At 42.3% G+C, this 16,104-nt stretch carries 15 protein-coding genes; 8 read left to right on the forward strand and 7 right to left on the reverse strand.

Going from position 1 to position 16,104, the window contains the following annotated elements; genetic code table 11:
* Nucleotides 1-8: 8 nt before the first annotated feature.
* From Q9R46_RS10440 to Q9R46_RS10450, 3 genes are read right to left on the reverse strand one after another with little or no spacing between them, the layout of a single operon-like run.
* The gene (locus Q9R46_RS10440; protein ID WP_311279980.1) at nt 9-1,145 is read right to left on the reverse strand and encodes a zinc-dependent alcohol dehydrogenase; all 1,137 of its coding nucleotides are present in this window, start codon (nt 1,143-1,145) and stop codon (nt 9-11) included.
* Nucleotides 1,142-1,528 (reverse strand): spore coat protein, encoded by a 387-nt coding sequence (locus Q9R46_RS10445; protein ID WP_145331071.1) that lies wholly within the window; start codon nt 1,526-1,528, stop codon nt 1,142-1,144. The genes Q9R46_RS10440 and Q9R46_RS10445 overlap by 4 nt, the downstream gene beginning before the upstream one ends.
* An 11-nt stretch (nt 1,529-1,539) precedes the next feature.
* Nucleotides 1,540-1,782, reverse strand: coding sequence for a spore gernimation protein GerQ (locus Q9R46_RS10450; RefSeq protein WP_311279981.1), 243 nt, complete (start codon nt 1,780-1,782; stop codon nt 1,540-1,542).
* 173 nt (nt 1,783-1,955) lie between these two features.
* Between Q9R46_RS10450 and Q9R46_RS10455 the strand changes: the two genes are divergently transcribed.
* The 4 genes from Q9R46_RS10455 to Q9R46_RS10470 all read left to right on the forward strand — a co-directional run bounded on the left by Q9R46_RS10455 (nt 1,956) and on the right by Q9R46_RS10470 (nt 7,889).
* On the forward strand, nt 1,956-2,237 hold the full coding sequence (locus Q9R46_RS10455; protein WP_311279982.1) for a hypothetical protein: 282 nt from the start codon (nt 1,956-1,958) through the stop codon (nt 2,235-2,237).
* A gap of 301 nt (nt 2,238-2,538) precedes the next feature.
* A complete protein-coding gene (locus Q9R46_RS10460; RefSeq protein ID WP_397386339.1) occupies nt 2,539-3,624 on the forward strand; it encodes an L-dopachrome tautomerase-related protein in 1,086 nt (361 codons plus the stop codon).
* A gap of 240 nt (nt 3,625-3,864) precedes the next feature.
* Complete coding sequence (locus Q9R46_RS10465) at nt 3,865-6,162, forward strand: PAS domain S-box protein (protein WP_311279984.1); 2,298 nt, start codon at nt 3,865-3,867, stop codon at nt 6,160-6,162.
* Between the two features lie 296 nt (nt 6,163-6,458).
* Nucleotides 6,459-7,889: an alpha/beta hydrolase family protein gene (locus Q9R46_RS10470; RefSeq protein ID WP_311279985.1), complete on the forward strand. Its 1,431-nt coding sequence runs from the start codon at nt 6,459-6,461 to the stop codon at nt 7,887-7,889.
* A 115-nt stretch (nt 7,890-8,004) separates the two neighbouring features.
* Here the strand turns inward: Q9R46_RS10470 and Q9R46_RS10475 are convergent, their stop codons facing one another.
* The 3 genes from Q9R46_RS10475 to Q9R46_RS10485 all read right to left on the reverse strand — a co-directional run bounded on the left by Q9R46_RS10475 (nt 8,005) and on the right by Q9R46_RS10485 (nt 11,079).
* Nucleotides 8,005-9,171 (reverse strand): MerR family transcriptional regulator, encoded by a 1,167-nt coding sequence (locus Q9R46_RS10475; RefSeq protein ID WP_311280996.1) that lies wholly within the window; start codon nt 9,169-9,171, stop codon nt 8,005-8,007.
* Entirely contained in the window at nt 9,131-9,592 is a 462-nt protein-coding gene (locus tag Q9R46_RS10480; protein WP_311279986.1) for an NAD(P)-dependent oxidoreductase, read from the reverse strand. The genes Q9R46_RS10475 and Q9R46_RS10480 overlap by 41 nt, the downstream gene beginning before the upstream one ends.
* A gap of 131 nt (nt 9,593-9,723) precedes the next feature.
* Nucleotides 9,724-11,079, reverse strand: a complete 1,356-nt coding sequence (locus Q9R46_RS10485; RefSeq protein ID WP_311279987.1) for a DJ-1/PfpI family protein — start codon at nt 11,077-11,079, stop codon at nt 9,724-9,726.
* Between the two features lie 398 nt (nt 11,080-11,477).
* On the opposite strand from Q9R46_RS10485, the gene Q9R46_RS10490 reads away from it, so the two are divergent.
* From Q9R46_RS10490 to Q9R46_RS10505, 4 genes are all read left to right on the forward strand, one after another.
* The gene (locus tag Q9R46_RS10490; protein ID WP_311279988.1) at nt 11,478-12,005 is read left to right on the forward strand and encodes a DinB family protein; all 528 of its coding nucleotides are present in this window, start codon (nt 11,478-11,480) and stop codon (nt 12,003-12,005) included.
* Nucleotides 12,006-12,277: 272 nt separating this feature from the next.
* Nucleotides 12,278-13,195, forward strand: coding sequence for a hypothetical protein (locus tag Q9R46_RS10495; RefSeq protein ID WP_311279989.1), 918 nt, complete (start codon nt 12,278-12,280; stop codon nt 13,193-13,195).
* A gap of 42 nt (nt 13,196-13,237) precedes the next feature.
* The gene (locus Q9R46_RS10500) at nt 13,238-14,071 is read left to right on the forward strand and encodes an EamA family transporter (protein WP_311279990.1); all 834 of its coding nucleotides are present in this window, start codon (nt 13,238-13,240) and stop codon (nt 14,069-14,071) included.
* Between the two features lie 13 nt (nt 14,072-14,084).
* A complete protein-coding gene (locus Q9R46_RS10505) occupies nt 14,085-14,510 on the forward strand; it encodes an NUDIX hydrolase (protein ID WP_311279991.1) in 426 nt (141 codons plus the stop codon).
* Between the two features lie 103 nt (nt 14,511-14,613).
* Here Q9R46_RS10505 and pdxR read toward each other — a convergent pair whose 3' ends face one another.
* Complete coding sequence (gene pdxR, locus Q9R46_RS10510) at nt 14,614-16,005, reverse strand: MocR-like pyridoxine biosynthesis transcription factor PdxR (protein ID WP_311279992.1); 1,392 nt, start codon at nt 16,003-16,005, stop codon at nt 14,614-14,616.
* Between the last annotated feature and the right edge of the window lie 99 nt (nt 16,006-16,104).

The following is a 16,104-nucleotide window of genomic DNA, read 5'->3' on the forward strand; positions in this document are numbered from 1 at the left end:
GTCCATATTCAAGGCTTTAAAATGACTTTAATGCAATTGTCCGTTTTTGTATCGAACACTTCATACCCCTGCTTGGCATCGCTAAGTGGAATGACGTGCGTAACAATGTCGCCCGGGTCTACTTTGCCGGACGTAACCAACTCATACATATACGGCATGTAGTGAATAACGGGAGCTTGTCCGGAACGGATATTCACGTTACGCTGCATGATGTCACCTAACGGGAAACCGTTATATCGGCCACCGTATACCCCAGTGACTTGGATGGTTCCGCCTTTACGGACCGCTTGAGATGCAATGATAAACGCACTCATGGTTCCGCCTTGCAGTTTCAAACCGCTGGCTAGAAATTCAAGATCGCTCATCTTGCCGTCCATGCCCACCGCATCGATCACGACATCGGCGCCGCCTTTGGTCATTTCCTTAAGAGTGTTGCCAATGTTATTATCTTGTTCAAAGTTTACGGTTTCGACATGATTCGTTCGCTTCGCATGTTGTAAGCGGTAATCGACATAGTCAACGGCTATGACCCGCTTGGCTCCTTTAAGCCAGCAGAATTTCTGGGCCAGGAGTCCAACTGGGCCGCACCCAAGAACGATGACCGTATCTCCATTTTTCACGCCAGCATTGTCTACGCTCCAGAATGCCGTGGTCATGGCATCTGCGATCAAGCTTAGCTTTTCGTCCGGTTGTTCGCAGTTTTCGGGAATTTTGAAGTGAGTGAAATTGGCAAACGGAACCCGTAAATACTCGGCTTGCCCGCCAGGATATCCGCCGGTCGTTCCCGAGTAACCGAAATATGCTCCCATATCCCCATGCTCGTTGGAATTGTCACATTGACTTTCCAGCTGATTTTTACAGAAAAAGCATTCTCCGCATGCAATGTTGAACGGAATGATTACACGGTCGCCTTTTTTTACCTTTGTCACGCCAGGACCTACTTCTTCTACGATCCCCATCGGCTCATGACCGATGACATAGTTCTCCTGAAGGTTAGGGATCATCCCGTGAATCAGATGAAGGTCAGAGCCGCAAATGGCGGTACTGGTGATCTTTACGATCATATCGTCCGGTTTCACAATCTTTGCATCCGGAACCTCTTTGACCACGACATTTTTAACCCCTTGATACGTTACCGCCTTCATGCTTGGTGTCCTCCAATATGTTCATCTGGGGTCCGATCAAACATCCCTTTACGTGACGTATCACCCGGGAACAGATTCATCTGCCCGATCATCACCGTATTGTTAGCTGAAAGCTGGTCGAGTTGATATTGCTCGTTCAGCTCGTAAGGATGGAACCATTTTTTGCGAATCATGAGCTCCGTAATTTCCTGGTGCATTGCAATCCCCTGTTTCAGGTGATCGCGCAACAGGGCTCTTACATCTGGCGAAGCCGTTTCTGTCAGGGCGATAGACAAATTACGCACACCCTCCTTGGCACGAACAAGGAAATCCATGGCAAAGGTCATATCGGCCATTTCCGGCATATTTAAAGCATTAATTGGGTCTAAATAATCGGTATTCATTTGAGCTCCCCTTAATGTGTTATAGGTGTAGGGCTATTCGGAACAGGCGCTTGGAAAGGAGCTTTCGCGTAAATAGCTTGTAACTCGGCGATCTGTTGTAAGGATTGCGTTACGTCTTTTTCCATTAAAGCTTTTAGCTCTTGGTCAAAGACCAGGCCTTGCATCAGTTTTGATTTAGCGAGACACAGCGTTTTAAAGTTCAATGCTTCATGCAATTCCATCGATTCGTGCAGCGCTAACGTTGGATTATTCATCGAGGAATGATCACCTCCTTTTCTCATCAACGTTAGACTTTCCATCAGATCATATCCTATACTTAAATGGATTTAAGTTGATTAAATACCTCATATTCCTATTTATTTGTTAGAATATATACTAATTTTTAACCCGATACTTATTGTTGTTTACAAAGGGAGGAGGTCTCACTGTGCCCAATCAAAACAAGGTTGATCTAGCCACCGAAAACGCAAAAAAACCAGCAGAAGATTCGCTAAACTCGAGTGGACATACATTGGAGCAGCATGCTTCTAACGCGGTTTCTGAGGTGCAGACGGCTTTAAATCAGGCTATAAGCTCTGTCAATGGATCCAATGCGGCAACGGATTCACAAGCGTTAGAGAAGGCCCGGCAGCAATTAACCCGAGCAGAAGAATTTTTAGATCAAGCGCAAACTTCAGCAAACGCATTACGTCTGCCTAACCAACAATAAAACGGCCGTGGTGCTGATGATCACAGCATATTTCCTTCTTTTCCGAATCTTCTCCGATAACATATGCATGGGTATTTACTCTGCATTGACGATTGGAGGAAGCATTTTTCCTAGCACACATATAGTCACTATCAAATTGCTTCGGCTTGCGCCGAAGTTTTTTTGTTTTTTTAAGTTGGTTCGGACCGTTTTAAGAAACAGGTTGAAAAAGAATGATTAAAGGCCAGGTATTAGAAAAAGTCTTGAACATATTATAGGTAATATCTATTCAACTATGTTTAAGGAGGAAATGATAAAAACGATGTTACCTATGGAAGAATATTTTGGTAAGTTAGAACTCGTTCATTCATTTTATGGGGCTATGCCTACAGGCGTTAGTGTATCCGAAACCGGGCGTATCTTTGTTTGTTTTCTGAAGTGGGGAGATGATGTCAGATTTACGGTAGCGGAAATTGTTGAGGGTCAGTTGCAGCCTTATCCCAGTGCAGAAACGAATTTATTCAACCCTTCGAATATCGCGATGTCGCTCATCAGTGTGCAAAGTGTAGTTACGGATGGAAGGGGAACCCTGTGGATACTGGATACGGCTGCACCCAATTTTTCCGAACCCGTTAAAGGAGGGGCAAAATTAGTTGCCGTAGATTTAAGCACAAATAGGGTAAGAAAAGTATATACATTTCCAGAAGAGGTTGTCTTGCCGACAACGTATCTGAATGATGTCCGATTTGACTTTCGTGTAGGCAAAGCAGGTTACGCCTATATAACGGATTCTTCTTCCAATGGTCCAGGCGCCATTATCGTCGTGGATTTGGATAGCGGAAATGCGTATAGACGGTTGAATGGAGCAAGTTCTACCTCACCTGATCCGTATTTTGTACCGAAAGTCGAAGGTAGAATCCTGATGAATCGTAACGCGGATGGTTCGACATCGCCCTTTCGTTTGGCCTCTGATGGTATAGCCATTTCTCCGGATGGAAAAATGTTATTCTATTGTCCGTTGACCAGTCGCCAGCTATATTCGATCTCAACAGAATCTTTAAGAGACAGAGCAATACCTGATTTCAAGTTAAGTGATTTTGTGCAGTATTGGGGAGAGAAGGGTGCATCGGATGGCATGATCACGGATGCGAAGGGAAACGTTTATGCCGGAGATTATGAGAACGATAGCATTCGAAAAATATTGCCCAATGGAGTCATGGAAACCATTGCCCATGATCCCCGAATTTTATGGCCAGATACCTTCTCGATCGGCCCGGATCAATATTTATATGTAATTGTGAACCAATTACATAGGCAGGCAAGATTTCATTATGGAAAAGACCTGCGAGAAAAACCTTACATTTTATTGCGTTTGAAAATAGATGAATTACCTGCACCTACATTTTGATAATTAAAACTCTCTTTAAAGGGAAACGATAGAACACAGACCAAAAGAGGCAGTGGATCACCATGATCTACTGCCTTTATTTGTTGTAACTATGTATAATTATATATGAACCTATACTATTTGTGGTAAATTTGAATAGTAGATTGTAGTCGAATGTTGAATACCGTTCAATTTACAAAGAATTATGCTTTTGAGAAAATGATTGTATATCTTAAAATGACGTGTAGGGGAGAGCTTTCAATGCAGGTTCAGAAGGTTAAGCATCATGAATGCTTCGAGCAAATATATAACCATACACCGATTGGAGTTGCTCTCATAGCTCCGGCAGGAAATTGGCTGAAAGTGAATCCTGCTTTTTGCCATATGACCGGTTTCACTTGTGAAGAACTATTGGAGCTCCGCGGCCAGGATTTAACACACCCGGAGGATTCTTCGAAGGATGTTCTTAAAGAAGCTGGAATGTTTGACAACAAAGCCAAAGAAAATATATACGAAATTCGCTGCATTAAAAAGAATGGCGAAGAGTTGTGGTGTTCATTTCATGTAACTCCAGTCCGTGACGAAGTAACGTCTGAAATCATTTACTTCATTTGCTATATTGTAGATATTACGGATCGTATCCGATCTGAACAAAGACTTTCGCACAGTGAAGGCATTGGCATCAATGCCGAACGCCTGGCGAAGATTGGAAGTTGGAAATGGGATGTAGTTCAAGATCAGATCACCATTTCTGAACAGGTGCTGGAGATCTTTGAACTTGACCGAATTAACCAATATTTCTGTGCAAAAGATGTCTATAAGGTAATGAGTCCTGCCGATGCAGCATCTTTACGAGAAAGAATAAAAGACGCAGCGCAAAGCAGTCCATTTGTTTTTGAATTTAAATCTACTCGCTCAAAAGAGAGCGTAAAATATATTCAATTACGTGGGTTAATCAATTTTGACGAACACCAACAGCCCATAGAGTTAAAAGGCGTGCTTCAGGATATTACCGATCAGAAACAGATCGAATTCAAGCTTCAAGAAACCATTGAACGTTATACCTCGCTTAAAAAGTATAATCATGACGCTATTATTTCATTCGACATGAGTGGAAACATTATTAATGCCAATCCAGCGGCCGTAAAGATGACAGGTTATGAAGTAAACGAGATGGTTGGGAAAAGTATAGGACGATTTATTGGAGCTAGCAATCTAGGCCTCATTCTGCGGAATCACTATGATTTGGCTGAGAAGAAAATGAACCATGTTTTGCACAGAGACGGCCGTGAAACGGAAGTATTGGCAACCCTTGCTCCAATTATTATTAACAATGTCAATGTCGGTTACTATTTAATGGCCAAGGACATTACCGAACAGAAAATGCTTCTTGTTGCCAAAGAAACAGCTGAAAGAATGAATCAGGCAAAAAGCGATTTTTTGGCGATGATGAGCCATGAAATACGAACACCCATGAATGGTGTGATCGGAATGACAGATCTTCTTCTGGATACGCCGGGGCTAAGCTTGGAGCAGAAGGAATATATTCAGATCATTCAAAAAAGTGGCGATTCCTTACTTGCGATTATTAATGACATCCTTGATTTTTCTAAAATCGAGTCTGGGAAAACCGATTTAGCAGTTGATCCATTTGATCTTGAAGAGATCGTGACAGAAACGGTGCAGATCGTAAAACCTTTGATCCGAGAAAAGAAGTTAGATATTCATATTTCTTTGGATGAGGCGCTTCCAATACCGCTATATGGTGACGCACCTCGTTTAAAACAAGTACTTACTAATCTCATCGGTAATGCTGTGAAGTTTACTCTGGAAGGCAGTGTAGACATTGAAGTAAGGGTTAAAGAACAATGTGAGGAAAACGTATATCTTCATTTTAAAGTCAAAGATACAGGAGTAGGGATCCCGGTAGAGAAAAGGCAGCAATTATTTGAGCCATTCTACCAATTGGATAACTATATGACCCGCAAAACGCAAGGAACGGGATTGGGACTGGCGATCAGCAAAAAATTGATAGAACTCATGCATGGAGATATATGGATTGAGGATTCGGATGAACCTGGCACAACGTTTGTATTCACAGCCTGCTTTAAAATAAAAGATGAGGACGTTGGCCAGCACATAGAGTCCTCTCAAAAAAAGAGTAGAGGCACCCCTCTCCATATTCTGATTGCTGAGGATAATGAAATGAATCAGCTCGTCCTCAGTAAAATGATTGAGAAAAAGGGACACTTCGTAGATCATGTCGTGGACGGAAAAGAAGCTATAGAGGCTGTCCAACGAAATGTATACGATATCGTGTTTATGGATGTGCACATGCCAAAATTGGATGGATTTGAAGCAACACGAGCAATTAAAGAGAAGCTATCTTCTGAAGAATGTCCTTATATTGTTGCAGTGACTGCAAATGCTCTAAGAGGGGATAGGGATCGATGCTTGAAGTCAGGAATGGATGAATACATTAGTAAACCCATCAAAAGTGAATCTATATATCAAGTGATAGAGACGTACTATAACAAAAAACAGATGAATCATTCGTAATTACAAAAGTTCATGTGGAAATAACCAATCAGAATATGGAGAAAAGTTGCGTAGTGTAACGAATATTCTCTAACAACATTAGGGGAAACCTTGCTTGAGCCGATGAAAGAGTTAAGGCAGTGGGGAAGGGAGCATTACACTCAAGTCGTAGAGGCGCGACTTCAATATGATACTGCTTATACCTTTCAAAAATAGCCTGAGCAATCGCTCATAACAGGGACTTGAGTCTCCCTTTACAGGAGACCGTATACTTGCTCTTAAGTAGTTAGTCGCAACACGACAAAGGAGCTGGGTATATGAGAAATCTGGAGGCTATTGTCATCCTGTGGAACATTGCGGTTTTGGGATGGATTTTGGTTGGAACAGAAAAAAAGGCGCGAGGCTTATTTATCAGTCTCGGCATATCGGTTATTGTCATTCTTCTGCAAGGTATACTGGAAGGCATCCGTTGGCAGCTCATTCCTGCTTGCACCCTTGCTGTTGTACCGCTTTATATGCTTGTGCGAGCTAGACTCCCATGGTCTAAGCCAAAAATCCCTAAATCAAGCGTAATGAGAAGGAGCATTGGATTGACCGCAGCTCTCATTTATGCTTTTGTAGCTGTCGCGCTGCCAATACTACTGCCGGTTTTTACTTTTGCCGAGCCAACAGGAAATTATAAGGTAGGAACCACATCTTATGAGTGGATAGACGCAACAAGAGAGGAAACCTTTACTCCAAAAGATGGGGATAAGCGTAAACTTAAAATTCAAATTTGGTACCCTGCCGATAAGGATTCAAAGGGAGAAATAAGCCCATACGTACAAGACGGGGCATTGTTGGCTGAAGGTTATCATCGACTTTTAGATATGCCAAAGCAGTTATTTAACAACATAAGCTATGTAAAAACACATTCCCTTGAAAATGTGGACATCTCAGACCAGGAAGCAGCTTACCCTGTCTTGATTTTTTCACATGGCTTGAATGGCCATAAAAATCAAAATACATTCCAAAACGAGGAAATCGCCAGTCACGGCTACATTGTGGTAGGTATTGACCATACCTATAACAGCACGGTTTCTCCATTTTCCGACGGTACGGTTGTTTACTTTACTCCAGGTCAGGATGAGACGGTCGAGATGATGGATCAAACGAATGAGATTTGGGTAGAGGATGCCAAATTTGTTTTAGGTCAGGTGGAAAAACTGGCTGCTTATGATCCAGATCATCGTTTTACAGGCCGAATGGATTTGCAGCGTATCGGAATGTTTGGACATTCCTTTGGCGGGGCAACAAGTACACAAATGTTAATGTCCGATCCTCGAATCAAGGCAGCCTTGAATATGGATGGGGTGCTTTATGGAAAGCTGCGAGTACCTGAAGGGGGCTTCAATAAACCTTTTCTAATGATGAGTGCGGATCAATCCAGATATTTTGAGCAGCATGTTAAAGATCCTGCACTCACTGCCTCATTGACAGATTTATTCAAACGATATGATCATATTACAGATGACGGGAATTACTGGCTAACACTGCGTGATATGTCGCATATGGGCTTTTCCGATCTGTATCTTACATCGCCATTATTTGAATGGATGGGCGGTATAAGCTTGAAGAAATCACATCCGATTATCAATGCATACACGCTGGATTTTTTTAATCACTTCTTGAAACAGGAGCCATTGAAGCTACTCGATCAAAATATAGGCGAGCATACGCTGTTTACGTTAGAAAAAGGCGAGAAATAAGCTGAAAATACGGAAGTAAAAAGCCAGTCATTCTAAACTGCAACCAAGTTGTCAGATGTTGTTCTGACCAATGGTTTTCAGTCAGGTGACTGGCTTCCCTATGGTTTCTTACAGGTTAGATCTGCTGAAGCTTCCATCTCAAGCCGCGAAATAACAAGTCGTCTCTTTGGGACAATTGTTCAAATTTGGGGCTAAGCTTGGAACAAAGCCTTACGGATCGTTTGAAATTTTCGGTTTCGAGTTTGTCTATATGGGCTTTAATCGTGTGAAGAAACGCCTTACCGTTATTCGTAGCATTAGAGTGGGAATACAGCTGTAATGCATCCTCAACAATGGCTTGTACATAGCTGCTATGAGGTTCGTAGTTATTTTTCAGAGCAATACTCAATCGTTTCTGAATACGGTGCATGAGCCGGACCCATTCCTTAGTCGTATAAATTGCATGCTGAGCGATGTTAACAAATAGAAACTCTACACTTTGAAGATCAGCAATGAATTCAGGGGAGCTAATCAGCTCTTTTAACTCCTTCCATGCCATGAGTTGCTTGGCAGACAGGTTTTCCGGATGAAGGATGTACTGGTTGAAGTAATGGAAAAAAGCATCTTGCCATGCTACTGGAATAGTTGACATAAATCCGATTTCTTCTATTTTGGTTAAAACGAATTGCTGTCTGTTTTGTTGATTTTGCTTCTGGATATCAACTAATTCATGAATGTGCGAAAGAAGAGGGGAGGGAGTCGTCTTGGAATCCTTACTATAATCGTTAGCTGTGCTTCTGGCATTTTGCAAAATCGCAATCATGCCATTCAGTGCTTGAACCTCCGTTTGTAACGTTTCTATTTGCCAATCCAGCGAGGTCTCCATCGATATTTCCCCGGAAAGAAGTTTCTTAATATCATCGATCCCGAATCTTAGTTCACGAAGTGTTTTAACAAGCTGTAGACGCCATATGGCCTCGGTCGTGTAAAAGCGGTACCCGCTGTTATTTACAAAAGATGCTTTCACTAAGTGTATATCATCATAATAACGAACAGTCTTTACTGTAGAATCTATCATCTGTGCAGTTTCTCCAATGGAAAATAACACACTGTCTGCTGTTTCTTGTTTTAATGTTTGCATGGTAGATCGCTCATTTTGTTTTCGCTGCATAACCTTTTCACCTCTGTGATTGTATAGTATATCATCTCCTGTTAGGGGAGACTCAACACAACAACTTTTCTGGCTCTTGATCGCAGCAAAACTATAATATCTGATTGAGCTTGCTTTCAGGCTCTTCACCATTTTCAACACGTTTTATATTCGTTATGAAGAAATCATATCTTTTTTTATGAAATTTCCGACCATCCGGCATTCCTGCTGTATGAGGGGTAAGTATTACATTCTCCATATTCCGCAGTTCACTGTCCAGAGGAAGCGGTTCAGATTCAAATACATCCAGGCATGCGCCTGAAATATCCCCGTTTTTTAATGCCTCAATCAAGTCTTTTTCGTTGACAATCCCGCCACGAGAGGTATTGATAAACAGAGACGAATCCTTCATTTTGTTGAAAACCGCTTTGTTGATCAGGTGTTTGGTTTGAATGACAAACTTTATGGGAGAGACGAACCTTGAATATTTAGAGAAGGATGCATTAGATGGTGTCATTGATCTTGGAGATAAGCCTAATGAGGAATTAACCCAAAGTTCGATCTGGAAAAACATGAAGGCAATGAAGAACAAAATAAATCGGGCAAGAAATACAGTCGGATTCCTTTGTATTTCTTGCCCATGTCTTTTAGTTTGTCACAGCTTTCAATCTGTTTTGTAAGATGCCTGAATGCCAAATACCAAAGTTACCGTTGCTCTTTAACAAAAAATCGCCGATCCAAAAAATAACCCACCAACAGTGAGAGCACAACAAGGATAACAGGCACTCCAAACGATTCCTTAGAGAAGGGAGCGCCGTCCAGTTTTAAATGATCTGTGGCACGATATTCGAGACGTTTGGCAGCAAATTTTGCAGTCATAACATCTTCTTGTTTAGCTAAATCTTCAAATGCCGGGTCCATTGCAAATCTTTCCTGCATGTTTTTGTGTAACAATAACAATTCCGTATTGTTGTATAATTGTTTCCATACCCTGATGTCCTCCGCGGCTATAGTCTCAGCTTGAGGGCCAACAACGATCATCTTGGATAGTGAGGGAACATCGTTCATCTGATAACGCGCAACCAAATTCAAACCATGCTTCGTTACAATCGGTTGATGTTCAAGCGATATCGTTAAAGTCGTTGTTGTTCCAGATGCTCCATAGGTATCAAAGGCAGCGGACAAATCTAATTCATCAGCACCTGGATATAACAGTACGCCGGCTTTGACCTTATTCCATTGATAGGATTGATTCAAAATATATGTAATGTCACTCAATCCTGCCGTGAAAGGTTCCATCTTCGGCTCGATTACATAATGGTAGGAAGGATAATGAAGCTCATTCGCTACCTGTTTTGCGGCTGACTCCCCTAATTGTTGCGAAATGACATAAAGGGTCGCATCCATACCGGATGTAAGGCCTGCTGAAGAGAGGATGTTCCCTTGTGGAACATAACGCTGATCTTTTACCCAATGGATTTCCGGATAACTTTTAATCAACCGTTGAATATCTCCCCAGTGTGTCGCAGCACTTTTACCGTTCAGCAGTCCCGTATCGGCCAGATTCTCGGCACCATTGCATATGGATAATAAAATCGTTTTTTCACTGGAATGCTTACGAATCCATTCACGGACAGGAGCGTATTTTTTCTCATCCAGGATCGGCATAAAAGGGATCACGATAATATCTGGACTTTTACCAAGCATCTGGTCCATATCAGCAAAGGAATAGTGGGGGATGACATCCAATCCTCCGGTTAATGATTTGATTCCCGAATCTGGTGCAACACTGAATACATTGTACTTTCCTGTGAGGGCAAACATCTCATATGGGACTAGAAAATCAAAAACTTCCGTTACTTCATTAGACAGTAAAACAGCTACCGTTGGCTTGTTAGCATCGTATGCAGGTTTCTTTACCTGATCTAATGCAGGAGGATTGCTTTGGTTATACAAGGGCATTCCAGCATTTGTTGTATGAATGAAACCGACTACACCTGCTCCTCCCACGATTAAAATAACGACTAAAACATACATCAAAATGCGTAGCAAAACTTTCACTTGCCCGTTCCCCTTCCAACTAAAAAATATTTTACCTCAAAAAATATACCAATTGAGGATCGAATACACACCTGACCAAGGACGGATTGCATCCCTTGGCTGCGGGTGGATGAGCTACTAGACTTAAGTCTGTTCTATTTCATGTACAAGACCCGTTAGAGCTATACTCCTAATTTGAATTGATAAATTTTTTTCGGAATAGTGACTTTCATCTGAAAAGTTCTGAAAAGAAGGAATAGGGACAGACGTTAAAGAAAAGAAACTATTAAGCAACATCACAATGAAAACGTTAAGAAACAATGGTTAACCTCCATTTGAGACTCTAGTACAGTTCAAAGGAATGTTCCTAGTACTATTCATTGAAGGTATTATTTAATAGAGGGGGTATTGATATTCATATGAATTTCCGTTTACAAGAAGCTATTGAGATATTGGAACGTACACCGCAAACGCTGAAGCACTTCTTATCCGGTCTTTCAGACGGATGGCTGGGAAGTAATGAAGGGGATGGAACCTGGAATACAAAAGAAATAATCGAACATCTCATTGAAGCAGAGAAGCATAACTGGATTCCGCGAGTACAATCGATTGTGTTGGACGGGGAGCATCAGCTGTTTCCTGCTTTTGACCGTTTCTCCCACTTGAAGGAGACATCGGAACGAACCACAGAAGAGGCAATACAGGAATTTAGCAGCATCAGAAAGAGAAGTATTTCCTCACTCAACGATATCATTCTTTCGTATCCTGATCTGGAGAAAACGGGCTTGCATCCGGAGTTTGGCCTGGTAAAGTTAAGGGAGCTTCTATCTGCATGGGTCGTTCATGATTTTACACATATTGCGCAGATTGTTAGGGTGATGGCGGAGAGATACAGGAATGATGTTGGACCCTGGAGTGCTTATCTCGGCATTTTAAATAGAAGTTAATTTCATATATCGTGTTAAAGTCGCTAATTTAGCGACTTTTTTTGTTGTACACATCACCATTTTTAAAAAATAACGCTGAAGCTCATTACATATGTAGCGTCTTCTTTCCCCACAACTCGAAATTGGTACGCAAAAAAATGCTTATAGTGGTACTTAAAACATTCAAAATGTTCATGTTAGCATAATCTAACAGCATGCTGCATTAACCGAATATAAATCATAGCTATGATTATCCAACATCAAAGGCTTATGTTGGAATGAAAGGGGAGCATATGAATGCAACAGATCCCGCAACGAACAAAATAGGCACGATGCCTTACGTTATTGCGATATTATTCATTTTATTCATGGTTGGCTTATCCGAAATTTTACAACAGTCAGAGATCATTTTACCAGAGGTTGCGGCGATGGCTATCGCCATGTGGGTATACAGAGAACCAGGGTGGATCAGACGTCCCTATGTCATCTTCATTGCACCGACCGTGACAGCTACGATAGGGCTGGTCATCAATCAGTTCCAGATCCTTTATCCAATTAAAGTAGTCCTTACGCTAATGATCATGATGTTGTTTTTAAGATTAATACGCTCGAATCTTGCACCTGCCATTGCTACAGGTCTATTACCACTTGCTATTCATACAGAGGATTGGTCATTTGTGTGGATTGTCTTTGGTTTCACATTGACCTTAATGGCCGGAGTTGTTGTGTTTCAGCTTCATAAACATATCGCAACCAAGTCGATGATCCAATACAAATACATGGTAATCTTCTTAGGAATTTCACTATGCTGGCTTAGTGTTTGCTGGTTACTGGGTTATGAACAAATGGCCGTGATTCCGCCTATTTATGTAGTCGTTTACGAATCGCTCCAAAAGCCGATGTACACAGCAAAGATTGCGTTTAAGCAGGCATTTTCGCTAACACTATCTGCTACCGTTGGCGTTCTCATTTTTATGCAGGTGGATTCGCAGGTACTGGCTGCATTCATCGATATGATTGTAGTCATCGTGATATCCCGCCTGTTTCAGGCTCGCATTCCTGCTCTGTACGCTATACCGCTACTAACGTTTATATTTCCCGAAGAAAAAGTGTGGAGCTTGCCTCTTGTCACGCTTTTTGCAAGTCTATTTATGTTCAGCTTCGTATTGATATACAAATATGGGGAAAAGAGGACTCTGAACAATAAATAATTCGGATGCTTGGGCAAAAAGCGAATTTGGGAGGATAAACGTATGGTATTTGGCCTGATTGCAGCACTTTGTTTTGGTTTGTCGGACTTTATGGTTACCCAGACCACCAGGAAGGTTCAAACTTTGCCTGCTTTGCTCGGGATTCAGTTCATTGCTTCACTTTTGCTGGGAGGGTATGTACTTACGCAAACACCTCATATGGATCAAAACCTAATAGTGTGGTTTGCAATAGCCGGCATCAGTGTCGTCAATTTTGCAGGTACGTTACTGTTATATCGGGCATTTGAAAAGGGGACTCTATCCATTGTTTCTCCAATCGGCTCGGGATTTGCTGTGGTGACTGCGGTTCTTGCTTTTGTAGGCGGAGAGCGATTGCCCTTCAATTCAATTATTGGTGTCATACTGCTCATTATCGGTGTGTTGACGGTAACAAGATCAAGTAAGAGCGTTGGACAACAAGTAACGTTGTCGGGCATACCGGAGGCGATTATCGCCTCAATCTGCATCGGTTTTTATTTTTGGGCGATCGGATACATCACTCCTCATCTGGGGGTGACTCTTCCTGTGCTCGTCACACGGATCATCCAATTTGTCTGTGCGTTTATAATTCTTCGGGTAAAAAAAATCCAACTCCCGCGCATAGGCCTGTCTACCGGTCTGATTCTGGTTGTAGCAGCGCTACTGGACACAGGAGCTTTACTCTCTTTTAATATGGGACAAACCGTTGATTATACCACAAGCACAACAGCACTTACGTCATTATATAGTGTCGTTACCATACTGATGGCCGGATGGATTCTGAAAGAAAAGCTGACGAAGAGTCAATGGACAGGGATTGGCATTATTCTTCTAGGGGTCATTATCGTCAGCGTCTAGAGAGGGGTAGAGGATGAACCGCGTGCATACCGTCTATTCATTGATTACCGATGCGAATGATTCACATCTATTAATGGTTCAAAACATAGGCTCAGAAACCTGGTCTCTGCCGGGTGGTCAAGTTGAACCTCATGAAACGTTGGAACTCGCCGCCATTCGTGAAGTATGTGAAGAAACAGGTTTACAGGTACAGCTCAAAGGAGTCGTAGCCATAAACGAGTACAGGAAGAATGAATGTTCTGAACATGGCATATGTATTACCTTCAAAGCATGTATTGTGAGTGGAGTTGAAACCATTTCAAGACCTGACGAGATCAGACAAATAGCCTGGATTCGTATTGAAGAAGCGGATGCGCTTATGCCATTTTATGAGGAAAGTTTACAAGAAATCGTTCGTAAAAATGTGCAGGTGCCCTATTTCGATGAAGGGATCATCTGATGGCACAAAGAAATGAAACTGAAGTAAGGAAGGGCAGGGGCCCTTCCTTTTTTACTTGGTAATGTTCGAATAGTCAGTTGAACTAACATAACCGCTCAAAGTATTAGATAAATTTCGCAAGCACTTGAATCCCATCGGAAATCTGAGTCTCGTTCACATTGCCAAAGCCCATGATAAGGCTGTCATTATGCTGATCTTTGCGAATAGTATATCGCTCGGCAGGGTAGATCTTGATCTGATGTTCCTCCAGTTCCATTGCAGTCAAAAGATCGGCGTTGCGTCCTGGCCAAGTTGCGATAAGGTGCAATCCTGCAGCATCACCCGATATCTGGACATTCTCTCCAAATGTATCCTTTAACGCATGAAGCAGGTGATTTCTCCGTTTATGGTAGATTCGTTTCATTCGTAAAATATGACGTTTCAGATGCCCTTCGTTCATAAATCGGGCCAATGTTGATTGCGATAAGATAGGAGACTGCATATCGGCCGTTCGTTTGAGCTGTATGATCGAATCAACCAACTCTTGTGGGGCCACAATATAACCGAGCCTTAATGCAGGGAACATATTTTTACTAAATGTCCCTACGTAGATTACCCGCTCTGGATCAAGCTCTCGCAAGGCATGAATCGGCATTCCCCCGTAACGAAACTCACTGTCATAATCATCCTCTATAATGTAAGCTCCTGCGTTTCGAGCGTAGTCCAGCAATTGGAGCCGCCTGCTGATCGACAGAATACTCCCAAACGGAAATTGATGGGACGGCGTTACAAAAATACATTTTGGATTCACATCGGTTGGCAGCTTCTCTACACATAGACCATTGGAATCTACGGGGACAGGCACAATCCCGGCACTCGTTTCAGCGAAGATATTATGAATGAATGTTGCCGTCGGGTCTTCCATTGCAATCGTTTCACCAGCAGTTAATAAAAGCTTGCCGAGTATCGAAAAAGCCTGCGTTGCGCCAGCGGTCACGATAATTTGCGAAGGCAGACAGTGAAGGCCCTTGATATGGAGAAGATGATCACAAATAGCTTGTCGAAGCTCCACATCGCCAGCCAGATCCTCCTGATACCCGAGCATAGAAGGCGGGAAATTATGGTACACATCGAATGCAACTCTTTTCCACTTTTGGAGAGGAACATGCTCAAGAGCAGGAAAACTGGGACGAAAATCGATATAAGATGAACGATCTCCATACATTGGAGAGATATCCTCATCCCTGTAACTCCTATCTTCAGGCTGCAGATGTAACGTTGTGCTTGAGCCAATATCTCTTACAAAGGTCCCTGAACCTTGTTTACCTTCCAGAAATCCTTCAGCAGTTAGCTGTTCGTACACCTCTACAATAAGGGCGCGTGAAACCCCAAGTTCTTTGGCCAGCTCCCGAGTGGAGGGGAGGGAGGTCCCTGCTCTGTAAATGCCTTGCATAATTCGATCTCTAATCCACGAGTAGACTTGCCTGGTTTTCGTTTCATTACGTCCGGGTTGCATGAGGGATCTCCTTTCACTCTAAAGTGGTATGGTTAAAATTCGTGAAAAATGGATCTAATGAAGACCAATATATCATGTTAATATGGATCATGCCAAATC

The organism is Paenibacillus sp. RRE4 (assembly GCF_031844205.1).
Lineage (GTDB): Bacteria > Bacillota > Bacilli > Paenibacillales > Paenibacillaceae > Paenibacillus > Paenibacillus xylanexedens_B.